Here is a 24,964-nt window from a genome sequence, read left to right on the forward strand (position 1 = left end):
CTCACCCGTGTCGGGTGAACTCAGTAGGATCACGCGGCGGCCTGCGCTCGCCGGACACGGGGCGGCGGGCGGAACGCCTGGGTCGGGCAAGGGAATTGGTGAGCAGTGAGCCAGATTGTCGTGAAGCGCCCCCCTAGGGCGCTGCCGTCCGAAGTGCCCGCGGAAGAGGTCATTGTCCAACCGCCGCCCGAACTGCCGCGGGGGCATCAGGAGAGCGTTCTGATGCAGCTGCTGCCCACGCTGGGCATGGGCGGCTCGGTGGTCTTCTTCTTCACGAACGGCCAGCCGTTCATGAAGATCATGGGCATGATCATGATCGCCTCGACGGTGGCCATGTCCATCGCGATGGTGGTCCGCTTCCGCCGCGGCTCCCAGGGCCAGCTGGCCGACATGCGCCGCGACTACCTCAGTTACCTCTCCCAGGCGCGCAAGTCCGCGGTGACGGCGGCGAAGACGCAGCGGGACGCGCAGTACTACCTGCATCCCTCCCCCGAGCAGCTCTGGGCGCTGGTCGCCGAGGGCAGCCGCGTCTGGGAACGGCGGCCCGGCGACGAGGACTTCGCGCACGTACGCGTCGGTCTGGGCCCGCAGCCGCTGGCGACCCCGCTCGTCCCCCCGGAGACCGGCCCCGTCGAACAGCTGGAGCCGCTGACCGCGGGCGCGATGCAGCGCTTCCTCGCCGCCCACAGCACCGTCGGCGACCTGCCGATGGCGGTGTCGCTGCGCGCCTTCTACCACGTCACGGTCAGCGGCGAACCGCAGTCCGTGCGGGCCTCGGCCCGCGCGCTGGTCGGCTCGCTCGCCTCCCTGCACTCCCCCCAGGACCTGATCATCGCGGTGGCCGCGGGACGCGAGTCCCTGCCGCACTGGGAGTGGGCGAAGTGGCTGCCCCACGTGCAGGCGCCCGGTGCCGTGGACGGCGCGGGGTCGCGCCGGCTGATCGGCACCGACCCGCGCGAGCTGGAGGACCTGCTGGCCGCCCGGCTGACCGGCCGGCCGCGCTTCCACCCCGGTGCCGCGCCGCTGCTGGACGAGCCGCACATCGTGCTCGTCCTGGACGACCTGTCCCTGCTGCCGGACTCGGTGCTCGCCAACCCGGAGGGGCTGCAGGGCGTCACGGTGGTCGAGGTGGTGCCGGGCGACCTCACGACGGCGGGCGGCGACCTGTCCGTCGTCGTACAGCCCGGCCTGCTCCGCCTGGAGTCCGGACACGGCGAGGTGTACGAGGGCAGCCCGGACGCCCTCTCCTACGAGTCCGCCGAGGCGCTGTCCCGGCAACTGGCGCCGCTGCGCATGGCGTCGGGCGGGGACGACGACGAACCGCTCCTGGCCAACCTGGAGTTCACCGACCTGCTGGGCCTCGGCGACGCGGCGTCCGTCGACACCAAGCGGACCTGGCGCCCCCGCGCGCTCGCGGAACGGCTGCGGGTGCCGATCGGCCTCGGCGAGGACGGCCGGCCCGTGATGCTCGACCTCAAGGAGGCCGCGCAGGAGGGCATGGGCCCGCACGGCCTGTGTGTCGGCGCCACCGGTTCCGGCAAGTCGGAGCTGCTGCGCACCCTGGTCCTGGGCCTCGCGGTCACCCACTCCTCGGAGACCCTGAACTTCGTCCTCGCGGACTTCAAGGGCGGCGCGACCTTCGCCGGCATGGCGCAGATGCCGCACGTCGCGGCCGTCATCACCAACCTCGCGGACGACCTGACCCTGGTCGACCGCATGGGCGACTCGATCCGCGGCGAGCTGAACCGCCGCCAGGAACTGCTGCGCGACGCGGGCAACTACGCCAACATCCACGACTACGAGAAGGCGCGCGCGGCGGGTGCCCCGCTGCAGCCGATCCCCTCCCTCGTCCTGGTGATCGACGAGTTCAGCGAGCTGCTGACCGCCAAGCCGGACTTCATCGAGATGTTCGTGCAGATCGGCCGCATCGGCCGTTCGCTGGGCGTGCACCTGCTGCTGGCCTCGCAGCGCCTGGAGGAGGGCCGTCTGCGGGGCCTGGAGACGTACCTCTCCTACCGGATCGGTCTGCGCACCTTCTCCGCGGCCGAGTCCCGAGCCGCGCTCGGCGTGCCCGACGCCTACGAGCTGCCGAACGTCCCCGGTTCCGGCTTCCTGAAGTACGGCACGGACGAAATGGTCCGTTTCAAGGCGGCGTACGTCTCCGGCGTGTACCGCTCGGGGCCGCAGCGCTCCGCCCTGCCCGGCGGACAGCTGCCGGTGGACCGGCGGCCGGTGCTGTTCACGGCCACCGAGGTGCCGGTGCACTACACCGCCGTCCCGCAGCAGCGCACACGGTCCGAGCCGGAGGTGGACGAGGCGCTGGCCGACACCGTCCTGGACGTGATCGTGCGCCGGCTGGAGGCGCAGGGCCCGGCGGCGCACCAGGTGTGGCTGCCGCCGCTGGAGAGCCCGCCGTCGCTGGACGCCCTCCTGCCGGGCCTGGCGCCGGTGCAGGGCCGCGGTCTGACCCAGCCGAACTACGAGGAAGCGGGCCGCCTGGTCGTCCCGGTCGGCCTGGTCGACAAGCCGTACGAGCAGCGTCGCGACCGCCTGATGCTCGACTTCTCGGGCGCGGCGGGCCACATGCAGATCATCGGCGGCCCCCAGTCCGGCAAGTCCACGCTGCTGCGCTCCCTGATCTGCTCGTTCGCGCTCACCCACACGCCGTACGAGGTGCAGTTCTACGGCCTCGACTTCGGCGGTGGCGGTATGGCCGCGGTGGACGGCCTGCCGCATGTCGGCGGCATCGCCTCGCGCCTGGACCCGGAGCGGGTCCGCCGTACGGTCTCCGAGGTGTACGGCGTCCTGACCCGACGCGAGGAGTACTTCCGCACGGCCGGCATCGCGTCGATCGCCGACTTCCGGGCCCGGCGTGCCCGCGGCGAGATCTCGGTCACCGACCAGCCGTGGGGCGACGTCTTCCTGGTCGTCGACGGCTGGGGCAACTTCCGCACCGACTACGAGGGCCTGGAGTCGGCGGTCCTGGACATCGCCGCCCGCGGCCTCGGCTACGGCGTCCACCTCGTCATCACGGCGTCACGTTCGATGGAGGTCCGGGCGAACCTCAAGGACCACCTCATGAACCGCCTGGAGCTGCGCCTGGGCGACGTGATGGACTCGGAGGTCGACCGCAAGGTGGCGGCGAACGTCCCCGCGGGCGTCCCCGGCCGCGGTCTGTCCCCGCAGAAGCTGCACTTCATGGCGGCCGTTCCGCGTATCGACGGCCTGACCTCCGACACCGACCTGGCCGAGGCCACGGCCGCGCTGACCACCGACGTCGGCCGCCACTGGCAGGCGCCGGGCGCCCCCAAGGTGCGGCTGCTGCCCCGCCGGCTGGAGGCGGTCAAGCTGCCGGCGGGCGACCGCTTCCCGCAGCGGGGCATCGCCTTCGGCCTGGACGAGGAGAACCTGGAGCCGGTCTTCGTCGACTTCGACCAGGACCCGTTCTTCCTGGTCTTCGGCGAGAGCGAGTCCGGCAAGTCCAACCTGCTGCGGCTGCTGATCAAGCAGCTGTCGCTGCGGTACGGCGGCGACGAGGCGAAGTTCTTCGTGGTCGACAACCGCCGCGCGCTGCTGGACATCACGCCCTCGTCCCACCTGGCCGAGTACATCCCGATGTCCAGCCAGATGGACCACCACATGGCGGCCCTCGCCGACCTCATGCAGCGCCGCACCCCGACGGCCGACGTCACGCCGCAGCAGCTGCGGGAGCGGAGCTGGTGGCGCGGCCCGCAGGTCTTCGTCGTCATCGACGACTACGACCTCGTCTCCACCTCCAGCGGCAACCCGCTGAGCGGGCTGACGGAGATGCTGCCGTTCGCCCGCGACGTCGGCGTCCGCTTCATCATCGCCCGCTCCTCCGCGGGCGCGGGCCGCGCCTCCTACGAGCCGTTCATGCAGCGCATGAAGGAACTCGGCGCCCAGGGCGTCATCCTGGCCGGCGACCCGGCCGAGGGCGACATCCTCGCCGGGGTCCGGCCGCGGCCGATGCCCGCGGGCCGGGGCGTCTTCGTGTCGCGGAAGCGGGGGAAGCCGCTGGTCCAGACGGGGCTGGTGGACGTCGAGTACTGAGGGCGCCGGACGACCCGGCTCACCTGACGCGCACCCTTCGGATCCGGCGGTCGTGCGGCCGCCGGATCCGGTGTCTCCCGGGGCCGGACGTCCCACGCGGCGGGTCGCCGTGTCAGGCCGTGTCAGGCCGCGTCAGAAAACCGGCAGAGCGCGCAGGGAGCTGCCGCTCGCCATGAGGACGCGGTTGCCGGCGGCGGAGACGGCCGTGGAGTCGTCCACGGAGCCGTCCGTGGAGCCGTCCGTGGAGCCGAGTTCGTATGACCGGGTGTCCCGTGCGTCTTTCTCCGTGCCGGTGGCCGTGCCCGTGGCCGTGACCGTGGGAACGGGTTAGGGGTCCAGGAATAGGACGCCGTGGCCCTGGACCTTCGGGCCGCAGGCGGTGACGAGGACGTTGGAGGGCTTGGGGTCGCAGTGGACGGCGTCCGACGCCTGCAACCGCCCCGGCGCCCCGCACAGCGTCGCACCGAGCGCCCGTACGGAGGCCTCGGGCGGCAGCGGACGGCACGACTCCACGGCCTCGCCGAGGGGCGGCCCGAGCACGTACTCGGTGGCGAACCAGGGCGCCCCGGGGTCGTGGACCGGCGTCCACGACCCCGGCGCCGAGGCGCTCCCCGACGGGGATCTCCGCAGAGAGAACGGCCGCCGACCGGTGCGGGAGGGCGGCGATCACCCGTACCGGGAGCCAGCCGAGGGCGAGGAGGGTCGTGGAGCCCGACGGCTCCCCGCCAGCCAGCGCGTCGGCCAGCTCGGCGAGCGGGGGCGGGCACCGGGGTCGCGGTGAGGCACCGGGGTCGCGGGTGAGGCACCGGCCGATGACGGTACGGAACGCGGCCGGGAGTTCGTCCCGCTGCGGGGTCGTGTGGCCCGTGGCGGCGTACGCGAGTGTCACTCCGAGGGCGTACACGGCCCCCAGGGGGCGCGGGCGCCCGCCGGAGGCCTGCTCCGGCGGCAGACTGCCGGGCTCCAGGCAGGGCAGCCCGGACCGGGGCGTGCCGTCCGGGGCGGCGGCCCCTACGGTGCCCTGGCAGGAGAGGCGGGGGCCGTCGGCGGCGAGCAGGACGGCCGCGGGAGACGCACCGGCGAAGGCCAGGCCCCGTCCGTGCAGGACGGCCAGGGTCTCGGCGAGGGTCACGCCGAGCGCGCGTACCGTCCGCTCGGGCAGCGGACCGCCGTGCACGGCGAGGGCGGTGCGGGAGCAGGAGGACGGGCAGGGCGTATCAGACGGGGTCGCCGGGGACGGGCGAGGGCCGTTGCCGGTACCGCGGCCGGGCCCAGGAGGTAGCGGAAGCCTTCGGCCCCCGCGAGGAAACGCCCGGGATCACCACCGGAGCGCGGGAGGGAGAGCAGAACGGTGTGTCGGCCGTCGGCGCTGCGGGCGATGTACGGCGCTCGGGGAACGGGGACCCGGGTTCACCCGGGTTCCCGGTGTGACCGTTCAGCCGCGCTCGTCCGGCACGACAGCGGGTGGGCACCTCCCGTGCGTGCCCACCCGCTGTCGTGACGTGCCGGTCGTCCGGCCGCTTACATGAAGTAGCTGGCGGCCTTCCGGTCGCCGCCCTGGTAGTCACCGCCGGCCGCGTGCACGACCCGGCCGATGGCCTTGAGAGCCTCGTGGATGCCGTTGGCCTCACGGTCCCAGGCGGCCTGCTGCTCGGTGTACGTGTTGTGGGCCTCGCCCTCCCACATGCTGGCGACGCCGGCGACCTTCCGCTTGATGGCGTCCAGGCTCTCCTCGAGCCGCTGCGCGTGGTTGGCCAGCTGGGTGGCCGTGTCGTCGAGGCTGCCGTAAGTGACTTCCAGCTCACCGCTGTTGTTGACGCTCATGAATGCTCCGTTGCTGAAGAGGGTTTGGGCCGGGATGGATCAGTAGCTGGACAGCGCCGAGTGCGAGCCACCGAAGTCGACGTCGATGCTCTGGACCTGCGAGCGGATCTCGTCTTCCGTGCCGTCCTTGATCTTCCGAGTGCTGCTCATGGCCTCGATGAACTTGGTGAGGATGTTGCCGATCTTCACCATGCGCTCGTTGATCTCGGTCTGCTTGGCGTTGAACGCGCCGGCGCCGATGCCCTTCCAGTGCCCCTCAAGGCTGTCGATGATGGCCTGCAGCTCCTTGAGCTGGCCCTTGATGCCCTCGAAACGGTGCAGCAGCTCCTTTTCGAGGATGATGATGTCTTTGTCGCTTACCTTCTGGCGCTGCGTCGCCATTTTCGTGCCCTTCTTTTGTGAACTGACCTCGCCGGGCGCTGCAGCCAGGCTTCAGCGCGTCCGGCAAGCGGACTTCTGCTCACTCGGTGAGTGGGCAGGTAGGCGGGAGACCGCTCAGGCGTTACGGCGTGCGCGCAGCACGGCGAAAGCGGCGCCTCCGATGATGAGTACGGCTGCCACGGCGCCGATGATCACCCAGGTCTGGGTGCCGCTGCCGGAGTCGGTGTCCTTCGCGGCGGCGGGGGCGGGGGCGCCGGCGGAACCGGCCTTCTCGGTCGGCTTCACCGACGCTCCTTCGGAGGGCGTGGCCGAGGATCCCTTCTCGGCCGTGATGTCCTCGTCGGGATCCGCCCCGTTCTCGGCGGCCAGGGGGTCCCTGTCGGCCGGTCCCGGATCGATGTCCTTGTCGATCAGCACGCGGCGCGGACGGATGATGCCGTAGCCGAGGTATTTGCTGGGCTTGTTCTTGGCCCAGGTGCGGCCGGCGGTGTCGATGAAGGAACGGAGGACCTGGTTGGCCGTCCAGTCGGGGTGGGCGGACCAGACCAGGGCTGCGGAGGCTGAGGCTATGGCGGAGGCGGCACTCGTGCCGGACGCGGTGCAGTATTTCGCGAACGTGTTGTCGCACCAGCCCTGGACGTCGATGCCTGGCGCCGCGAGGTCGACCTGGTTCCCGTAGGAGGAGAAATTGCCCACGGTTCCGGTCTTGTCGATGGCACCGACACCGATGGCATACGGATCCATGGAAGGGTAGTTCCGCTTGTTGCCCTTGTCTCCGGTGTTACCCGTGGACGCGAAGAGCAGCTTTCCCCTGGAAGCGGCGTACTTGAGAGCATCCTCCTCCTCTTCCGTGTAGTACTCGCTTCCGTAGGACATGTTGATGATCTTGGCGTCACTGTCGGCGGCGGCCCTGATGGCCTCGGAGGAGGTGAGGGATCTAGCCCGCTCGTCCGCATCCTTCAGCTGGTCGAGACCCACCCGAATGGGGATGATCTTCGCTTCGGGAGCCAGACCCTTGACGCCACCACCGGCTCCAGTACCTGCGATGATTTCGGCGATCGAAGTCCCGTGGCCGTCATAGTCCTGCGTGACGTGGTACTTAGCAGCTTTGGGTACCTCGTCGACGAGCACCTGGCCCTTGAGCGAAGGCGTGTCCGGATTCACTCCGGTATCGATGACAGCGACCTTCACCCCCTTGCCGGTGCTGTACTTCCATATCTCCTTGGCACCCATCGCGTCGAGATACCACTGCTTGGACTGAACGCCGTCCGCGGCCACGGCCCCCGGGGCGAGCCCTGCCGATGCGATGGCCAGCGCGCCCAGTACCGAGCAGACAGCAGACAGCCGTCTCGTGTTGCGCCTCATCAGGAGGGCAGTCCTCGTACCGCGCCGGCCGGTCCCTGGCTTCATGCCTGTGTACGTCCTCGCTCGTTCAGTCGCTCTTCTCGGGCACGTCACGCCGCTGCTGCGACGGGCGCTGCTGGCGGCTCTCGGCAGTCCCACCGGCACGACCGCCCACCGTTCCGCGGCCGAGCTCCTTGGAGCCCGCCCCGGAGCCGTTGAGCGGGGAACCAGCCGTGTTGCGGGGCACGCCGATCACACCCTCCGGGTTGCCCGCCGAGCGCAGTACCGCCTGACCCGCACCGGGTTCCGGCTTCGCCGTCGGGGCACCGACGACTCCTCGCTGGCCGAGGGTGCCCTTGGTAGGCGTGGAGGAGGCCGGTTCCTCGGCGCCGACGACCGTACCGCGCGGCACACGCGGGTTGGCCGCCCCTCCGGAGCCACGGCCCGTGACGGGCTTTCCGCCCACTACACCGTTACGCGCCGGACCGTTGGGACCGGTCGCTCCCGTACGCCCGCCGGGCGTGTTGGTCGTCCTCGGCGTTCCGCCGGTGACGGGACGCCCCACCGGGGTGCGGCCGGACTGGACGGGCCCCCGCGCACCCGGCTGGCCGGCCGGAGTCGCACGGCCCGTGGCACGCGCGGGCTGACCCATCGGGCCCTGCGGCACCCGGCCACCGGTGACGGAACGGCCTGCCTGCCCGACCGGGCCCTGGGGCACGCGGCCACCGGCGACGGGGCGACCCGGCTGACCGGTTGAGCTCTGCGGCACTCGACCGCCGGCCGTACCTGACGGACCGGTGCGCCCCTGCGCGGAGACAGGCAGTCGGCCGCTCGGGCCGTAGCCGGGGGTACGACCGGTGGTCGGCACGACGGGAGGCGCCATCGGCCCGGTGGGCAGCGGGGGCGTGGGGCCGCCACCACTGGTGGTCGGCAGAGTCGGCGTCGGAGAGCTGGGAGGCGTGGCGGGCGTCTGGGGCGGCAGGGTGGTAGTGGTGTTGATCTCCGTGCCGACCTCGTGACCGGAAGGCGTGCTCGGCTCGTGAACTTCCCTCAGGGGCGGTACGTGGCCACGGCTACCGGTTCCACTTGAGGTCGCCGGCTCCACGTGGCTTCCCGTCACGCTCTCACGGCTTCTCGCCACGCCTCCGCTGAGGGAGGCATGGGTGGACGATCCCGAGTGGAACGGCCATTCACGCCCCGACGGCTGAGGCACCCCCAGATCCGGAATAGGCGTGTACGGCTTCGGGTCGGTCTCCATCGCCATGCCCAGCGCGGTCGCGGACACCGAGTAGAACGACGCCAACCGGTTCATCTGGTTGATCGCCTCTTGCCGGTTCTTCTCGACCTTCAGCGCGACGGCGTAGTCGGGGTCACCGTCGACCTGCTTGGACTTGGGCAGGTCCTCGGGGTGTTTCTGCTCGCTCGCGGGGCGGGGGTCTCGTTCCTTCGGCATGGAGCTGCGCACCGAGGCCAGCCCCGTGGCGGCGGCGGAGATCTCGGTGGCCGCCACGTCGGCGAAGGACGCCAGTCCCTTGGTCCAGTCGATCAGGCCCTTGGTCCAGGTGTGGAACTGGTCCGCGCCCTCGCCCTCCCAGTCGACGCCCTTGAGGTTGGTCTCCAGGTCCGTCGCCGCGTCGTGGATGGCCGTACGGGCGTCCCACAGGGCCTTGCTGGCCGTCTCCAGGTGCTCGGGGTTGGCGTGGTGGACCAGGTCGAGCATCGCGTTGAGCTTGTGGCCCTCGAAGTCGGTCCGTCCCGCGGACAGGGCCGCCCCCATCGGCGTGCCCCTGAAGCCGTTCTGCAGACGGCTGAGCGTGTTGACGAAGCCGACCTGCTGGTTGGCCTGCTCGACGTCGGCCTTGTACTCGGGCTTCTGCTGCCAGTTGTCAGTCAATGGAACCCGCCCCCGCGGACTTGTCGTCGCCGCCGTGCTCACCGGCCTTGGCAGGCTTGTCGCCGGCGTGCTCGCCCTTCGGCTGTGTCGCCTCACGATGCTGCTCGGCGAGGTGCGAGCGGATCTGATAGAACCGCCGGCGCACCTCGTCCTCCGTACCGTCGTACGTGACATCGGCGGCGTGCGCCGCGAGCCTCAGCGCCTCGATCTGCATGCCCAGGTTCTGCGACAGCGTGGTGAGGCGTTCGTGCACCTGCTCGTAGTTGCCGTGCAACTCGGTCGCCTCGTGGAACGGGATGTTCGAGCCGCTGAACGAACCGGCGTTGAGCTTGTGTTCCGCCAGCCTGGAGGGATTGCCGGGTGCCCCCTCGAAGGCCGTCAGCGCCTTGTCCACCTTCGTCTTGAACTTCGCCAGCGCATCGATACCGCGCCGCATGCCCGAGCCGCCACCGCCGCTCACCGCGACCCCTTCCCCGTTTCCCCGTTGGTAGAGCCAGAGGGACCGGGCAGCACAGGTCGTACCCCCGATCCATCCCTGACCACTGTAGTCACTGCACACATGGCGGCCAACTGAACTCTGCGACGGTTCAGTTGCAAAGGTGTCCCGAAGTGACCGACTCACGACCACCCAAGACCGGCAATGCGGTCAATAACGACAGAAGGAGGCAGGCACCTGCGCAGAAGATTCACACACGGGGGGAGCGGGGAGGCGCTTGAGGTGGCTCGGGGAAGGGCTTTGCAACCACAAAAGCTCACCCGCGAGGGTTGATTCGGGCTTGCCGAACAGTTCGGGCCAACACTCGGCAGGGGCACACCTCCGCTGAATTTTCACACCCGACACAACGCGCATAGCGGACATGGTGCAAATTTTCCCCAGCATCGGTTGTTAGCTTGACCGGGCATCGGGACAACCACGGGGGAAGGGGCCCTTCCATGGCATGGGACGAGTGGGAGCAGCTCAAGACGCAGGCTGCCGACGGGCAGCCGGCACACATGCGGCTCAACCATGTCGACGGGGGCGGCGGCACCTACGGGCCCTACGCCCTGCCCGGCAAGACCGGTGACCTCAAGGTGGGCCACGGCGACCTGGTGAAGATCGGCGGCGCCGCCCACCACTTGTACGACCAGCTCTGGGACAAGGCCCGCGTGGCGACCCCCAGCAGCGACAGCGCGGCCGGTGACCTCTCCCGGCAGGGCTTCGCGCTCGGCGCCGGGCTGCAGCATGTCTCCGACCGCTGGGAGGAGCAGCTGAAGTCCCTGATGGACGCCTGCGCCCAGATCTCCAACCACATGCAGGTCACCAAGACCGTCCACCAGAACGACGAGAACTACATCCAGCGGCAGATGAGCAGCATCGACGTGCTGGACGACGGGTTCGACGAAAGGGTGGGGGCGCCGGGCGAGAAGAACCACTACGGAAGCGACGGCAAGGCCAAGAAGAAGGAGTAGCGGCGCCGGGTTGTCGGCGAATCAGACGATCACACCATCCGGTACTGCTACCCCCGGGAACGGCCACCCATGGACTTCAACGCCCTCTACCACGCCAACTTCAAGCTGCTCGACGACGCCGTCACCGACTGGTCGACGCTCGTGAAGCACCTCGAAGACCTGAAGAAGGATGCGGAGGACGGCCTGCACAAGGCAGCCAACGCGGCCGACTGGGCGGGCGTGAACGCCCAGGTCTCCAAGGAGTTCATCGGGAAGACGGCCGGCGAGTTCGGCGACGCCCACACGCAGGCCACCTCGATCCGCAACATCCTGCGTGACACCCGGAACGAGCTGAAGACGTACCACCAGCAGTTGACGGACGCCGTCTCGCGCGGGCAGAAGAAGAACCTGACCGTCACGGACACCGGCAAGGGCGGCTTCGCGGTCATGGGTAACACCCGGCCGGACTGGGCCTCCGACCCCAGCGGCAAGACGAGCGCCACCAGCCAGAAGGACGTCGACGACCTCCGGGACGAGATCCAGGGCATCCTCAGCAAGGCCACCGAGAGCGACAACACGGCCAAGACCGTCCTCATGGCGCTCGTCGACCAGACCAAGGTGGGCTTCTCGGACGCCAGTTATGAGGACCGCGATGCTGCGGCGGCCGCCGTCAAGGAGGCCGACGAGCTGGCGAAGCTGGCGAAGAAGGACCCGGAAGACCTCACGGTCAAGGAGTTCGACCTCCTGAACGCCGGGCTGAAGAAGTACCACGACGACCCCTTGTTCGCCGAGCGCTTCACGACCAGGCTCGGAGCGAAGAAGACCCTGGAGTTCTGGGCCGGTGTCGCAGACCCACAGGTGTCACCCGACCTCACTCGTGAGCGGCGGGATCAGTTCGACGAGTTGCAGAAGAGTCTGGGGCTGACCCTCGCCACGGCGAGTCAGAGCGACACACCGGGCATGGACCAGTGGAAGCGCGACGTCATCGACTTGGGCGACCAGCGAGTCGGGCACCGACCGAACGTCATCGGCTTCCAAGTCATGAGCAGTCTCATGCGCACAGGCGACTATGACGACGCGTTCATGACTGACTACGGCAAGAAACTGATGGCGACAGAGCGGAGGCTGACGCATGACGGGAACTATGCCGCCTGGGGACGGATGGCTTCCAACCCCTATCTGAACCGGATGGGCGGTGACTCGGGGTGGGACCCGCTGAGCGGGTACCTGAAGGGGCTCTCCAACAACCCGGATGCCGCTACCGATTTCTTCAACGACGACTTCATCCCGAAGGACGGCGACCACAAGCACGCTGTCTCCAACTTCAAGTACCTGTTCGAAGACCGCCACTGGCCGCACGAGGTCAAGAGCGACATCAGCGGTGATGCGAGCAACGACGGACGCAACAACCTGGCGTCCGCCCTGGAGGCAGCCGCCACGGGGCACCGTGCGGGTGAACTGCCCACCGATGACACCCCCGCTCATAATCCGGGCCAGGCCAAGCTGTTCGAGAGCATCGTGTCTTCGATCTCCGACGACAATGGTCGACTGACGGATCACGGTTATATGTCTGACAGCATCGGCCAGATCGCCTCCGAATACCTTCCGGACATCGACCGAGCGACGACCGACGTCGACCCACATCCGGACAAGAACGACGCGGACGGTCAGGCGGCATGGGACCGTATCCAGAAGCTCTACCCCGTTCAGGGCACGGATGCCGAACTGGACCGTCGGGAAGTGACGCGTTTCCTCTTCGCCGTCGGGCAGGACCCGAAAGGCTATGCAGCCGTCGAAGTGGGACAGAAGAATTACATGGGCAAGCTGATGGAGTACCACCTGAATCCGGAGCTACCCGAGAGCCAACGCCCGAGCCACGACCTGGAACTCACAGTGCGGGACATCGCGCGACACTCGGGCCAGATTTCAGGCACCTTGGCCATGGGGCGGAACGAAGCAGTCGCGGGCCCCGCCGATGCCAAGGACAAGGATTTCGACCACTCGGTTGCCCAGTGGAAGAACCTGCTGTCCGGGGCTGTCGGCACCGGCATCGGTGTCGGCACCTCGTATATCGCGTCTCCTGCAGTCGGCGCCGGGGTGGGAGGTGCCGCTGGTACCGCCACCAGCATGATGCTGGAGGAACTCTTCAAGGACGCCGAGGGCAGCGCCAAGGACGATGCCGGCAGCGAGATGGGCAAGAACTGGCAGCTCGGCAATGAGAACAACATGAGGTACACCAGGAAAGCTGCATTCGACGCAGCCAGGGCCTACGACCTTTCGAACAGCGGTGACGTATCCACGTGGGCAGAGGACTCCTCCTCCCAGGGGTTCACGGAAGGCGGCAACTACATGCAGCAAGTCGGGCCCGAACTCGTCACGGACATCTGATGTCAGCATCGAGCCGACCGAAGGATTGTGGGTACGCGATGGCTCGGCCAGTAAAGGCAGCCGCAGTGGCCGCTGCGGTGTTCGGCCTGGTCTCCGGGTGTTCGGAGCCAACAGCGAAGAAAGAGTACGACGTGCCCAGAGCGCTGTGTGGGGTGCCGGTGGACAGTCGCCTTCTCTCTTCCTTCCTTCCGGCGGGTGAGAAGATCAGAGTCCTGGAGACGCGTCCCGTGCCTTCCAGGAAACTCTGCCGGGTGGACGTAGACGGCCGGTGGGCGCTGATGGCAAATCTCCAGTGGTGGGAGGAGGACGTGTCCATCGCCATGGTCTTGAGTGCCAACCCTGAAACGGACAAGTCCGCACAGTCGTCCGACGACGACTTCTTCTACACCGGCACGGGAGCCGTGAAACTGGTCAAGAACTGCAAGAACCCCGACCACGACCGGCATCTGCTGTACACCTCGTTGCAGGTGCAGAACTCGGACCTCGGCGATATCTCCGCCATGAAGAGGCTGGCGACCGCGTACACCAAGGCCGTGGAACGCTCTGATGAATGTACGTGACGCGGCCCGTAGACCTCTGCTCGCCGGTGGAGCGGCGCTCGTGCTGCTCTGCCTCGTCGCGGGTTTCCTCTACGCACTGGGGATTCCGCCCTTCGAGGAGAAGAAGGGCGAGATCAAGGCCTCCGAGGTGTGCCGGACGCTGGGCTCCCCCGCCGACAGCGCCGCCGCGCTCAAGCGCATCCTGCCGGACAAGTCCTCGTACTCGTTCGACGACGACATCACGGACAGGCGCTACGACGACACGGACTTCAGCTACGCGACGTCCTGTTTCGTCGACGGCGACGGCAAGCAGCTCGTCGCGGCCACCACTGAGATGGTGCGGTCCGACGCGCCGGCTGACTGGGTGAAGGACGTGGTCGAGAACCACGCACCGGCCTCCTCGCCGAAGCCGTTCCCTGCCGGCGACAAGGCGATCGCCTCCGACCGGGTCGCCGCCATCTACCTTCCGTGCACTGCCCGCGGCTTCGGCCGGCACCTGAGTGTCGTCGTACAGCTCAAGCAGCGCGGCGATGCCTCCGACGATCAGCAGCGGGAGGGGCTGATCTCCCTGGCCCGCAATGCCGCGCTCTTCGCCCACGAGGAAGCGAAGTGCGACGCGCCGTCCAAGGTGACGTCCCCATGAAGTACACGAGCAGGGCTGCCTTGGGCACGGGCCGGCCGGAGGAGGCCGGGTTCTCGATGGCTCGACGGGTTGTGGCCGCCACTGCGGCACTCACGGCGCTCGGCTTGGTCGTCGGCTGCTCGCAAGCCGACGGCAAGAGGGAATACGACGTGCCCAGGGCACTGTGCGGTGTCTCGGTGGACCCCGGCCTGGTCTCTCCGTTCCTCCCCGCGGGCAAGAAGATCAGGATGTCGGAGTCGCGTCCTGTGTCCTCCAGGAAGAACTGCCGGTTGGACGTGGACGGGAAGTGGGCGCTGATGGCCAATCTGGAGTGGTGGGGCGACGATACGTCCATCAGCACGGTCGCGACCGGGAATCCCCAGCTGGAGAAGGCCCAGCTGTCTTCTGACGGCAACGTCTACGGTGGGACAGGCGCCGTCGTACTGGTCAAGGGGTGCAAGAACCCCCAGCATGCCCGGGAGCTCCTGTTCACTTCCTTGCGGGTGCGCGACTCGGACCTCAGCGACGTCTCCGCCATGAGCAAGCTGGCGACCACGTACACCAAGGCCGTCGGGCGGTCCGACGAATGCCCGTAGGACCGCCTGGACTGTCGTCGCCTCCCTCGCGCTGCTGAGCGGATGCGGGGGCGGCGACTACAAAGAATGTAGGTCTCTCAGTGCCGCTCAAACGCGGGCGGTGCTGCCGGATGCCGCATCCGTGCCCGGGTGGAGAGCCACCCTCGAGCCGGCCGCCTATCCGCTGGAGAAGGCCGAGAGCCTGGGACTCGCTCGGTGCCACGAGGATACCCAGCTGGATTCGTGCGCGGGGCCCGCTTCGTGGGCAAGGCCGAGTCGGGTGCACTCGTCGACATGACGGATTCCTTCCTCACCCGGCGGGTCGAGGAGGCTCAGGCGGGCAAGGAGCCGTCGGCCGGGATCGGCACGGCCTCCCTGACCAGTGCTCTGCGCTGCCCGCACACCGGCGTACGAGGTGCACCGCGCTCACGGCACCCCCTCAGCACTCCCCCTCCCGCTCCGACACCCTCATCCGGTACCTCGGATACGTCAGCGTCCCCTCGCCGCCGGCGATGCCCGGTGGGGTGTAGTCGTCCTGCTTCGAGCGGGTTCGTTCGATGCGGGTGCAGAAGGCGTCGTCCGCGCCGTCCGCGGTGACCGTGAAGGACGCGGTGTCGTCCGTGTTGCCGTCGGCGGGTTCGACCGTCACCCCGTACCCCGGCGCGTCGCCGCCGCCGTGCTCGGTCACCTTGTCCTCGATCAGGGACGCGTAGTCGGTGAAGGAGAGGGGACCCGAGTCGTCGGCCTGGAAGGTGTAGCCGTCGAGGTCGTCGGTTGCCTGCCGGACCGCGCTGGTCAGCTCGTCGTCGCTCCAGGAGACGTCGTCGGAGACACCGAAGCCGTGGACGGCCGTGTAGACGCCGATGCCCGCGAGGGTGAGGAAGACGACGCGGGCGGCGACGAAGGCGGAGTCGGGGAGGTCCGGGGCCGAGGGGTTGACGCCGGTGCGCCAGGCGCGAACCCGGTCCGACTTCACACAGGCCATGGCCAGCATGACGGCGGACAGGGCCAGGCCCAGCACGTTCAGTCGGGTCAGGGCGTCCATCAGCTGGTTCCCACGTGGCCACGGCGTCTGCGGCGGGCGTCGCGCAGGGCCACCGCTCCACCGCCCAGGGCCGCCACCAGGACCGCCACGCCGATCGCGACGTAGGTCGCCATGCGGGCCGTGCGCTCCTGGGGGGTCTCGCCGAGGGTGAGCTTGGCGGGGGTGGGGGCCTCCGCGTGGGTGAGTCCCGCGTCCGGGTGGGGGGACTCGATCGGGTGGTCGTCCTCCGTGACGGCGCGGACCGGGTCGACCACGCCCCAGCCGACCCGGATGTCGTAGCCGGCGATGGAGCGTTCGGCGGTCTGCTCGATCTGGGCCACGATCTGGCGGGGCGTCCAGTCCTTGTGCTTGGCCTTGATGAGCGCGGCCACACCGGCGACGTAGGGGGCGGAGAAGCTCGTCCCGTTGTCCGGGCAGTGGCCGCCCTTCGGGACCGTGGAGATCATGTCGACTCCGGGAGCCGCCACGCCGACGAAGTCGCCGGACTGGGAGAAGGCCGCGCGTTCGTTGTTGCGGTCCGACGCCGCCACCGCGAGGACTCCCGGGTACGACGCCGGGTACGTCTTCTTCACGTTGCCGCCCAGGCCGTCGTTGCCCGCCGAGGCGACCACGACGATCTTCGCCGCCAGTGCCTCGTCGACCGCCCGGTGCAGGTCCTCGTCCGGCGGGATGGCGTTGGCGGTGTCCTGGGAGATGTTGATGACGTCGGCCTTGGTCCTGATCGCGTGCCGGATGGCTTTCGCGAGGGTGTCGGCCGTGCCGTGTCCCTCCGCGTCGTTCTGTTTGATCGGGATGATCGTGGCCTCGGGGGCGAGTCCGACGAAGCCGGTGCCCTTCATGGGGCGGGCGGCGATGATGCCCGCCACGCGCGTGCCGTGGCCGACCGTGTCCGTCGTGCCCTGGCGGTTGCCGCGGTCGATCTCCTGTCCCTTGTCGTCCTTGGAAGGGAGGAAGTTCGCGCCGTCGGCGGCGTCGACGGCGCGGGTGAGCTGCGGGTTGGCCGTGTCGACGCCCGTGTCGATGACGGCGACCCGGACGTTCCTGCCCTTCGACTCGCTCCACAGCTGATCGAGGTTGACGCGCTGCAGGGCCCAGGGCGTACCGGAGTACTTGTGGTTGGTCTTCGAGAACGTGCACTGGTCGGCGGCGGAGTCCGCGGCGGCCACCGGCGCGGCCAGCAGGGTGGCGGCCAGCAGGGTGGCGGCCGTGGTGAGGGTCGTCGCCGGGGCCGTGCGGGTCCGGAGGGCGGGCGTCATCGGCGTACCCCTCACGAGCCCTGCGGCTGGCGGGCCGCCGCGGTGGACAGACGGGGGCCGGTCGGCAGGAACTTCGACCAGGCGGCGGGGATGGGCGCGGGATTCACCTCGGCGTAGCCGAGGCGGGTCTGCGCCAGCTTCGCCTCCTGCTGGAGCTGCTTGCGCTGCTTGGCGGAGACCCCGAACCCCTTGTCCTCGCCGGCGCTGTCGTCGTTGGACTGCAGGGCGTACCGCAGACCGGTGTCGGTGACCAGGAAGAGCGGGCCGGCCTTGGTCTCGCTGCCCTGGAACTGACGGTAGAGCTGGCCGGAGCCCGCGGTGACGTAGGCACTGGAGGAGCCGGTGGGCAGGACGGCCGGGAAATCGGTGCCGGCCCAGGTGCTCAGCGTGGTGGCGCCGTTGTCGGGGTCGACGTGGTTCAGGACGGTGCAGACGGTGTTGCGGCCGCTGTCGCCCGGGGAGGGGTCGTTGACCGCGCGGGGCTTCTCCGTGGGCCACTCGTGGTCGGCGGCGAACGGCTCACCCCGTCTGATGGCACCCGCGCTGACCTCCTGCGGGTGTCCGGCCTGGCCGAGCTTCACCAGGGGCTCGGCGACGAGGAGGAGCTGGGCGACGAAGTCGGAGACGGGGGCGACCCGGCCGGGCAGGACGACGAAGTACTGTTCCTGCCCGTTGACCGGCGCCGTGAGCACCATGCCCACCCGGTTGGCCCGGGCGTCCAGCTGGCCGGGGGCACCCGCGGCGTCGCCCGGGACGCCGTCGATCCGCGGGAAGCTGATCGGGTCGCCCGGGTGCAGGGTCTCGATCCATTCCCTCGTCACCCGCTGCGGGGTGCGGTCGGGACCCACGATGGTCTCCAGCAGCAGGCGGTCGGAGGCGTCCACGGGGTACGCCCGGCCGTGCGCGTCGACCACGTACTGCTTCTTGTCCGGGGTGGTGACGTAGAGGAGGTCGCCGCCGTGCAGCTTCTCCTTGGTGGCGGCCAGCTTGTCCTGGTCGCGCTCGGCCAGCACGAAGGCGGCCTTCTGGATGGAGCTGCCGCTGCCGCTCGGGCGCTGGCAGACGGCCCATTCCTTGGCCGTGCCGGCCTCCTTGCCGGAGGGCAGCCGGTCGGGGGCGTAGGGGATGCCGATGGTGACGCCGTGCGGGATCTTGCCGTTGTCGAGGATCGACTCGTCGACGGTGACGACGTCGACGTCGCTCTGGGTGTCGAGGACGAGTTTGGCGGACGCCATGTTCAGCACCGGGTGGAGCTGGACCTTGCCCTCGGTCTTGAGGACCACGTACCGGGTGGTGGACTTGCTGGCGATGATCACCTTCTGTCCGGGGGCGTCCCAGCCCTGCGGGGCCGTGGGCTTGAACATGCCCCAGGCGCCGAACGCCGCGAGGACGACCACACCGACGACCGCGCTGGGCAGGACGGCGCGCAGCGGCCGGGGTGCCCCCTCGTCGGAGGCATCCGGTGACGACTGCACGAAGGACGCGAGCATGCGTCGCTTCGCGAAGGTGTAGGCGTTGAGTTGATCCCGCCGAGATGCCATCTGTGCCCGTTTCTCCCCGTGTCTCACGCGGAGCGCGCCCGGGGATCCCGCTCCCCCGCCCTCCGTTGTCGGACCCGGCCCCTACTATGCCTGGTACGGGGCGGGTCTCGTGGAGCGGGTAGGGTACCTGGGCCCTCAAGGGCCTTGTTCAGTGGCCTGATTCCAGCGAGTTGTGAGCAAAACGGGGGGATGGAGTGATGGCTTCCGGTACGCGGACGCGAGCGCGCGGCCGGTCGGCGGCACGAGGTCGCACGGCCGGGTCCGGGGCGCCGCCGCGCGAAGCGGCCGACCGGCGCGGCGCGGAGCGGCAGCAGGTCACGCTCGGCCTCCGACAACGGCCGGGCCAGGCCGGGTCGTTCCGTTTGCAACGGCTCATGCTGGTGGAACTGGCGGCGGCCGTACTGCTCGTCGGCTGGGCCGTCGGGATGGCGGCCCTGGTGCCGGCCGCGGTGGTCGCCCTGGCCCTGCTCCTGCTGGCCTTCGTACGGCGCCGGGGGCGCTCCCTGCCGGAGTGGCTGGGCACCGCCCGGGAGCTGCGGGCGCGGCAGAGGCAGGCCGGCAGCACCCCGATACCGCCGGGCACGGAGCCGGGCCTGGTGCCGGCGGTGGAGTGCGAGCCCGCCCTGCGGACGTACTCCTACCAGGCACGTGACCGGCGGCCGGTGGGGATCGTCGGCGACGGCACGTTCGTCACGGCCGTCCTCCAGGTGGAGGCCGACGCGACCGCGCTGCGGGCCGAGCGGACCCGGCAGCCGCTGCCGCTGGGGCTGGTGCGGGACGCGCTGGAGGTGGACGAGATCCGCCTGGAGTCGGCGCAGATCGTGCTGCACACCCAGCCGGCGCCCGCGCTGCACCTGCCCCAGCAGTCCGTGGCCGTGGCCAACTACCTTCCGCTCCAGGAGCAGACCGGTGCCCCGGCCGTGCGCATCACGTGGATCGCGCTGAAGCTGGACCCGGAGCTGTGCGCGGAGGCCGTGGCCGCCCGCGGCGGCGGCCTGACCGGCGCGCAGAAGTGCGTGGTGCGGGCGGCGGACCACCTGGCGAGCCGCCTGACCGGCGCCGGATTCCGGGCCCGGCTGCTGGACGAGGAGGAGCTGGTCGCCGCGCTCGCCACCTCGGCCTGCGCCAACCCGCTGGTCACGGCGGAGGCGGGACGCAGCGAGAGCCGGGAGCGGCGTACCGAGGAGTCGGGTCGCAGCTGGCGCTGCGACAACCGGCGGCACACGACGTACTGGATCCGGCGCTGGCCCCAACTGGGCGGCGAGCGGGCCGAGTCGCTGCCCCAGTTCATCGCCCGGGTCACCGCCGTCCCGGCCCTGGCCACCACCTTCAGCCTCACGCTCGCGCAGGGCGAGCGGCAGGAGGCGTCGTTGTGCGGGCACCTGCGGGTGACCGGACGCAGCGACGACGAACTCGTGGCGGCGCGACGGGCGCTGCAGGCCGCGGCCCGGCAGTCCGGGGCCGGGCTGGCCCGCCTCGACCGTGAGCAACTGCCCGGCATGCTGGCCACTCTCCCCCTCGGAGGTACGCGGTGACGACGAGTCCGACGACGGCCCCGGCACCGGGCACGGTCGCGCGGGGCACCCGGGAGCCGTCGGGGCCGCGGCGGATGGGCGAGCGACTGCGCAACGGGCTCGGCCTGATCGGCCCCCGGCACGGCCGGCACGGGCTGCCCGTGCAGCAGTTGGACGCGCTCGCGCTGCCCATCGGGGACGACGGGGTGGTGGCCGGTGTCGACGCCGAGGGGCAGCCCGCGGTCCTGGGCATCAACCGGCCCACGCCCTACGACGTCGTCCTGATCGGCGGCCTGTGGACGGCCCAGGTCCTCGCGCTGCGCTCCGCCGCCACCGGCGCCCGGGTCGCGGTGGAGACCGGGCGGCCGCAGGCGTGGATGCAGATGGTGCACGCCATGGGCGGCGGGCAGAACGGGCTGTCCGTGTACGACGTGGGCCGGGTGCCGCCGCAGGGTGCCTCCGCGGGGACGCCGGTGCTGGTGGTCCGGGACTGCGGTATGCGGCCCCCGCGCGGGCGGGTGGTGTCCGGGCCCTGGCAGTCGGTGCTGACGCTGCTGCCCTATCTCAGCCCGGTCGCGCCCCGGCTGCTGCGGCAGGCCCGGCTCGCCGGCATCCAGCGGGTCTCGCCGGACGAGGCGGCCGAACTGGGGCGCGCGATGGGGCTGTCGCGGACCGAGGTGGAGTCGCTGCCGGCGCTGCCCGACGGCGTCACCCTGTGGTGCACCGACCGTGACCGGCAGTATGTGCTGACCCAACCCACCGACGCCGAGATCGGATTGTTGGGCACTCCCCGTCGGATGGACTGAACTGCCCGCGCCTGTCCCTTTTGTTCGTCGTGTGGCAGTGGCCGCGAGGGGCGGGCGGGGCGTTTCCGGGACCGCCGTGACCTGGTGGGCGGGCGCGGAGGGGTGGGCGGGCCTGCCGAGGTGCGGCTCCTGGTGATTAGGCTGGGAGCGGGCGCGATGGCAGGACCCGTGGACCGGGCGTCGGTGTCCCGGGGGAGGGCCGGTGCATCGGACTGCCCCGAACGACTACGGACGACTCGTACGACACGACATGGTCGCCCCGGCACGGCATGAGGGTGCTCGACCACACCAGGAGGAACTGTGAGCAGCGATCGGGACGGGACGCGCGGGGGCTGGGACACACCCGGCGATGACCAGCCCGACGCGGAGGCCATCGAGACCACCGGCGAGTTCACCATCGACTACGCTCCCCCCGCCTGGTACACGCAGAACGCGTCCGGTACGGCGGGGGGCCAGGGCGGAGTGGGCGGAGCGGGCGGTTTCGCCGGGGCCGGCGGCTCCGGTTCCGGCGGTGACGCGGGCGCCCCGGCCGCCCCCGCGGTGCCGTTCCCCACGGGCACGCCGGTCCCGGGTCCGACGCCGCCCCCGCCGGCCGCCCAGCCGGCGGGCACGCCGCCCCAGGGGACTCCGTACGCTCCGGCGCCGGGCGCGCCGTTCACGCCCCCGCAGGGCACCCCGTACGCTCCCCCGGCTCCCCCCGCCGCGCAGCCCGCGCCGCCGGCCGGCGACCCCGTTCCCATGCCGCGGCTGCCCGAGGGGTTCGAGCCACAGCAGCAGGCCCAGCCCGCACCGCAGGAGACGCCGGCCGCCTCCCCCGCGGTGCGGCCGGAGACCGACAACGGTGACCTGGAGAGCGGGGCGACCATGCGGTTCTCCGCCGTCGCCCTGAAGCGCCAGATGGCCGAGATCTCCGAGCGCGCGGCAGCATCGGACGGAACGCCGGCCGGCTCCGGGAGCGAGGGCTCCGCGGAGGGCGCGGCGGGTACGGCGGTTACGGCGGCCACGGAGACCTCGTCCGGTGCCGAGGGCGCCGAGGACCGTGCCGACGAGTCCGGCGGCGAGGCTGCCGCGCGGGAGGGCGCGGTGGCGGAGGCCGACGCGTCCGACGGGTCCGCCGCGGAGGGCTCCGCTTCCGGTGGGGAGGAGGAGCGGGGCGAGAGCTCGGCCGCTCCGGGTGCCGCCGACTCGGCCGACGCCGAGAAGGCTCCGGCCGACGCCGACGCCGACGCTGAGGCTGAGGCTGCGGTGGAGGACGGTGGTGCCGGGCAGGGCACCGGCGAGGAAGGGGCCGCCGACGCTGCCGCGCAGTCCGACGCGGCGGAGGTCTCGGGGGCCGGCGCAGGAGACGCCGTCCCCGCGGAGGCCGATGTGGCGGACGCCGTCCCCGCAGGCGCCGAGGTCCAGGGCAGCGCCCCCCAGGAGGACACCCCGGAGGACAGCGCCCCGGGCGCCCCCGCGGGTAACGCCCCCTCGGACAACACCGCCCCGCAGCCGGCCCCGCCCACCGCGGACACCCCGCAGCCCGCCCCGGGGCAGCCCTACCCCGGCCGGCCCGGCGGCGACGGCTTCCCGCCCGGTACGAGCGCGCCGCAGCCCGGCGTACCGTCCGTCGGCCCGGTCCCCCCGGGGGCTCAGCCCGGCTGGACCCCGCCACCCCCGCCGCAGAACGGGCTGCCGCCGCTGCCGCCGTCGTACCAGCCCGCCGCGCCGGCTCCCGCGGCCCAGTGGCCCGCGCAGCCCGGGACGCCGCAGGGTGTCCCGCAGCAGCCCGGGCCGATGCCGGGTGAGCAGCCGCAGCAGCAGGCGGGCGGCCAGTACCCGGGCGGTGTGCCCGGTCAGCAGCCGCCGTTCCAGCCGCAGGCTCCGCAGCCCGCGCCCGCCGCGTGGAACCAGCCGAGCCAGCCCAACCAGCCGTACCAGGGCGGCCATCCGCACCTGCCCAACCAGCCGGGCGCGTCCGCCGTACCGGCATCGGCCCCGCAGCCGGCCCCGGGCGGTTACGGCTTCCCGCAGGCGCCGGGACCCCGGTCGGCCCCCAACGGCCCGACCCCGCCGAGCGGTTACGGCTTTCCCCAGCCGGGCGTGCCCGGCCCACAGGCCCAGCAGGGCGGTTACGGCTTCCCGCCGCCCGGCGCGCCCAACATCCCGGCACAGCCCGGTGGTTACGGCTTCCCCCAGACCCCGCAGACGCCGCAGGCACCGCAGGCACCGCAGTCCTCGCCGAGTCCGCAGACCCCGGCCTCCGCCCCCGGCGCCCCGCAGCCTCCGCACGCCCCGCACGCGCCCCAGGCCCCCCAGGCGCCGGTCGATCCCCGGGCCGGGGCCGCCTGGCCGCAGCCCCTCCAGCACGACCAGCGGCAGCCGACCAACCCCGGCGCCGCGCCGCTCGGTTACACCGCCGCCGTGGAGCTTTCCTCGGACCGGCTGCTCAACAACAAGCGGCAGAAGGCGAAGAGCGGGCGGCCCGCGGCGGCGGCCGGACGGTTCAAGCTCGGCGGCAAGAAGGAGGAGGCCGAGCGGCAGCGCAAGCTGGAGCTGATCCGTACGCCGGTGCTGTCCTGCTACCGGATCGCGGTCATCAGCCTCAAGGGCGGTGTCGGGAAGACCACGACCACCACCGCGCTCGGCTCCACCCTGGCCACCGAGCGGCAGGACAAGATCCTCGCCATCGACGCCAACCCGGACGCCGGTACGCTCGGGCGGCGGGTGCGCCGGGAGACCGGGGCCACCATCCGCGACCTCGTCCAGGCCATCCCGTTCCTGAACTCGTACATGGACATCCGGCGGTTCACCTCTCAGGCCCCCTCCGGTCTGGAGATCATCGCCAACGACGTGGACCCGGCCGTCTCGACCACGTTCAACGACGAGGACTACCGGCGCGCGATCGACGTGCTCGGCCGGCAGTACCCGGTCATCCTGACCGACTCCGGCACCGGCCTGCTGTACAGCGCCATGCGCGGCGTACTGGACCTCGCCGATCAGCTCATCATCATCTCCACGCCGTCCGTGGACGGCGCGAGCAGCGCCAGTACGACGCTGGACTGGCTGTCCGCGCACGGGTACGCCGACCTGGTGTCCCGGTCCCTCACCGTGATCTCCGGGGTCCGCGAGACCGGCAAGATGATCAAGGTCGAGGACATCGTGGCGCACTTCGAGACCCGCACCCGCGGGGTCGTCGTCGTGCCCTTCGACGAGCATCTGGCCGCCGGTGCCGAGGTCGACCTCGACATGATGCGGCCGAAGACGCGCGAGGCGTACTTCAACCTCGCCGCGTTGGTCGCCGAGGACTTCACCCGCCACCAGCAGGCGCACGGCCTGTGGACGAGCGACGGCAACCCGCCGCCGGTGGCCGCGCCGCCCATGCCGGGCCATTCGATGCCCGGACAGCCGATGCCCGGCCAGCCCATGCCCGGCCAGCCCATGCCGGGCCAGCCGATGCCCGGCGGGCCCCTGCCCGGCCAGGAGCTGTACGGGCAGCCGTACCCGCAGGCTCCCGGCCAGCCGTACGCCCCGGCGCAGCAGCCTTACGCGCCACAGGAGGGCCAGCCGCAGCCGTACCCGGCACCGCCCCAGCAGCCCGGCTATCCGCAGCCGCAGCAGCCCCAGCAGGCACCTCAGCCCCAGCAGGACCAGCAGGCTCCCCCGCCCCAGCAGCCGCAGCCACAGCCGCAGCCGCCCTACCAGCCCCCGCAGGCTCCGCCCCAGCAGTAAGGCCACGACAAAGGGCGGCCGGTGC

The 24,964-nt window shown here is 71.0% G+C and carries 18 protein-coding genes; 9 read left to right on the forward strand and 9 right to left on the reverse strand.

The window, feature by feature from the left end:
- The first annotated feature begins 105 nt into the window (after positions 1-105).
- Positions 106-4,071, forward strand: coding sequence for a type VII secretion protein EccCa (gene eccCa, locus ACZ7N4_RS36080; RefSeq protein ID WP_471367560.1), 3,966 nt, complete (start codon positions 106-108; stop codon positions 4,069-4,071).
- 327 nt (positions 4,072-4,398) lie between these two features.
- Here the strand turns inward: eccCa and ACZ7N4_RS36085 are convergent, their stop codons facing one another.
- The 6 genes from ACZ7N4_RS36085 to ACZ7N4_RS36110 form a co-directional block, all read right to left on the reverse strand.
- On the reverse strand, positions 4,399-4,611 hold the full coding sequence (locus ACZ7N4_RS36085) for a hypothetical protein (RefSeq protein WP_471367562.1): 213 nt from the start codon (positions 4,609-4,611) through the stop codon (positions 4,399-4,401).
- Positions 4,612-5,592: 981 nt separating this feature from the next.
- Positions 5,593-5,895, reverse strand: a complete 303-nt coding sequence (locus ACZ7N4_RS36090; RefSeq protein WP_356150410.1) for a WXG100 family type VII secretion target — start codon at positions 5,893-5,895, stop codon at positions 5,593-5,595.
- Positions 5,896-5,934: 39 nt separating this feature from the next.
- The gene (locus ACZ7N4_RS36095) at positions 5,935-6,276 is read right to left on the reverse strand and encodes a WXG100 family type VII secretion target (RefSeq protein WP_356150413.1); all 342 of its coding nucleotides are present in this window, start codon (positions 6,274-6,276) and stop codon (positions 5,935-5,937) included.
- A 114-nt stretch (positions 6,277-6,390) separates the two neighbouring features.
- Positions 6,391-7,554, reverse strand: coding sequence for a S8 family serine peptidase (locus ACZ7N4_RS36100; RefSeq protein ID WP_471367623.1), 1,164 nt, complete (start codon positions 7,552-7,554; stop codon positions 6,391-6,393).
- 154 nt (positions 7,555-7,708) lie between these two features.
- Positions 7,709-9,514: a WXG100 family type VII secretion target gene (locus ACZ7N4_RS36105; protein WP_471367565.1), complete on the reverse strand. Its 1,806-nt coding sequence runs from the start codon at positions 9,512-9,514 to the stop codon at positions 7,709-7,711.
- Positions 9,507-9,974: a hypothetical protein gene (locus ACZ7N4_RS36110; protein WP_471367567.1), complete on the reverse strand. Its 468-nt coding sequence runs from the start codon at positions 9,972-9,974 to the stop codon at positions 9,507-9,509. Before ACZ7N4_RS36110 ends, ACZ7N4_RS36105 begins: the two co-directional genes overlap by 8 nt.
- Before the next feature lie 473 nt (positions 9,975-10,447).
- Here ACZ7N4_RS36110 and ACZ7N4_RS36115 point away from each other — a divergent pair, with 473 nt between their 5' ends.
- The 5 genes from ACZ7N4_RS36115 (at position 10,448) to ACZ7N4_RS36135 (ending at position 15,087) form a co-directional block, all read left to right on the forward strand.
- A complete protein-coding gene (locus tag ACZ7N4_RS36115) occupies positions 10,448-10,963 on the forward strand; it encodes a hypothetical protein (protein WP_471367569.1) in 516 nt (171 codons plus the stop codon).
- A 69-nt stretch (positions 10,964-11,032) separates the two neighbouring features.
- Entirely contained in the window at positions 11,033-13,330 is a 2,298-nt protein-coding gene (locus ACZ7N4_RS36120) for a hypothetical protein (protein ID WP_471367571.1), read from the forward strand.
- A gap of 65 nt (positions 13,331-13,395) precedes the next feature.
- Positions 13,396-13,890, forward strand: coding sequence for a hypothetical protein (locus ACZ7N4_RS36125; RefSeq protein WP_471367573.1), 495 nt, complete (start codon positions 13,396-13,398; stop codon positions 13,888-13,890).
- A complete protein-coding gene (locus tag ACZ7N4_RS36130; RefSeq protein ID WP_471367575.1) occupies positions 13,877-14,512 on the forward strand; it encodes a hypothetical protein in 636 nt (211 codons plus the stop codon). Before ACZ7N4_RS36125 ends, ACZ7N4_RS36130 begins: the two co-directional genes overlap by 14 nt.
- Complete coding sequence (locus ACZ7N4_RS36135) at positions 14,509-15,087, forward strand: hypothetical protein (protein WP_471367577.1); 579 nt, start codon at positions 14,509-14,511, stop codon at positions 15,085-15,087. Before ACZ7N4_RS36130 ends, ACZ7N4_RS36135 begins: the two co-directional genes overlap by 4 nt.
- Positions 15,088-15,505: 418 nt before the next feature.
- Here the strand turns inward: ACZ7N4_RS36135 and ACZ7N4_RS36140 are convergent, their stop codons facing one another.
- The 3 genes from ACZ7N4_RS36140 to eccB are packed head-to-tail and all read right to left on the reverse strand — an operon-like array spanning position 15,506 to position 18,908.
- Positions 15,506-16,111 (reverse strand): hypothetical protein, encoded by a 606-nt coding sequence (locus tag ACZ7N4_RS36140; protein ID WP_471367579.1) that lies wholly within the window; start codon positions 16,109-16,111, stop codon positions 15,506-15,508.
- Positions 16,111-17,367: a type VII secretion-associated serine protease mycosin gene (mycP, locus tag ACZ7N4_RS36145; RefSeq protein WP_471367581.1), complete on the reverse strand. Its 1,257-nt coding sequence runs from the start codon at positions 17,365-17,367 to the stop codon at positions 16,111-16,113. The genes ACZ7N4_RS36140 and mycP overlap by 1 nt, the downstream gene beginning before the upstream one ends.
- An 11-nt stretch (positions 17,368-17,378) precedes the next feature.
- Complete coding sequence (gene eccB, locus ACZ7N4_RS36150; protein ID WP_471367583.1) at positions 17,379-18,908, reverse strand: type VII secretion protein EccB; 1,530 nt, start codon at positions 18,906-18,908, stop codon at positions 17,379-17,381.
- Positions 18,909-19,105: 197 nt separating this feature from the next.
- On the opposite strand from eccB, the gene eccE reads away from it, so the two are divergent.
- The 3 genes from eccE (at position 19,106) to ACZ7N4_RS36165 (ending at position 24,939) form a co-directional block, all read left to right on the forward strand.
- Positions 19,106-20,443, forward strand: coding sequence for a type VII secretion protein EccE (gene eccE, locus ACZ7N4_RS36155; protein WP_471367585.1), 1,338 nt, complete (start codon positions 19,106-19,108; stop codon positions 20,441-20,443).
- Complete coding sequence (locus tag ACZ7N4_RS36160; protein WP_471367587.1) at positions 20,440-21,228, forward strand: hypothetical protein; 789 nt, start codon at positions 20,440-20,442, stop codon at positions 21,226-21,228. The genes eccE and ACZ7N4_RS36160 overlap by 4 nt, the downstream gene beginning before the upstream one ends.
- Before the next feature lie 300 nt (positions 21,229-21,528).
- Positions 21,529-24,939 (forward strand): SCO5717 family growth-regulating ATPase, encoded by a 3,411-nt coding sequence (locus ACZ7N4_RS36165; RefSeq protein ID WP_471367589.1) that lies wholly within the window; start codon positions 21,529-21,531, stop codon positions 24,937-24,939.
- Positions 24,940-24,964 lie beyond the last annotated feature (25 nt).

This window comes from Streptomyces sp. NPDC107654 (assembly GCF_055639035.1).

Excerpts from the sequence above, each read along its gene's own strand:
- ACZ7N4_RS36090 (WP_356150410.1), bottom strand. The coding sequence starts at position 5,895 with ATGAGCGTCAACAACAGCGGTGAGCTGGAAGTCACTTACGGCAGCCTC.
- ACZ7N4_RS36095 (WP_356150413.1), bottom strand. The coding sequence starts at position 6,276 with ATGGCGACGCAGCGCCAGAAGGTAAGCGACAAAGACATCATCATCCTC.
- ACZ7N4_RS36115 (WP_471367569.1), top strand. The coding sequence starts at position 10,448 with ATGGCATGGGACGAGTGGGAGCAGCTCAAGACGCAGGCTGCCGACGGG.
- ACZ7N4_RS36120 (WP_471367571.1), top strand. The coding sequence starts at position 11,033 with ATGGACTTCAACGCCCTCTACCACGCCAACTTCAAGCTGCTCGACGAC.
- ACZ7N4_RS36130 (WP_471367575.1), top strand. The coding sequence starts at position 13,877 with ATGAATGTACGTGACGCGGCCCGTAGACCTCTGCTCGCCGGTGGAGCG.
- ACZ7N4_RS36135 (WP_471367577.1), top strand. The coding sequence starts at position 14,509 with ATGAAGTACACGAGCAGGGCTGCCTTGGGCACGGGCCGGCCGGAGGAG.
- ACZ7N4_RS36140 (WP_471367579.1), bottom strand. The coding sequence starts at position 16,111 with ATGGACGCCCTGACCCGACTGAACGTGCTGGGCCTGGCCCTGTCCGCC.
- mycP (WP_471367581.1), bottom strand. The coding sequence starts at position 17,367 with ATGACGCCCGCCCTCCGGACCCGCACGGCCCCGGCGACGACCCTCACC.
- eccB (WP_471367583.1), bottom strand. The coding sequence starts at position 18,908 with ATGGCATCTCGGCGGGATCAACTCAACGCCTACACCTTCGCGAAGCGA.
- eccE (WP_471367585.1), top strand. The coding sequence starts at position 19,106 with ATGGCTTCCGGTACGCGGACGCGAGCGCGCGGCCGGTCGGCGGCACGA.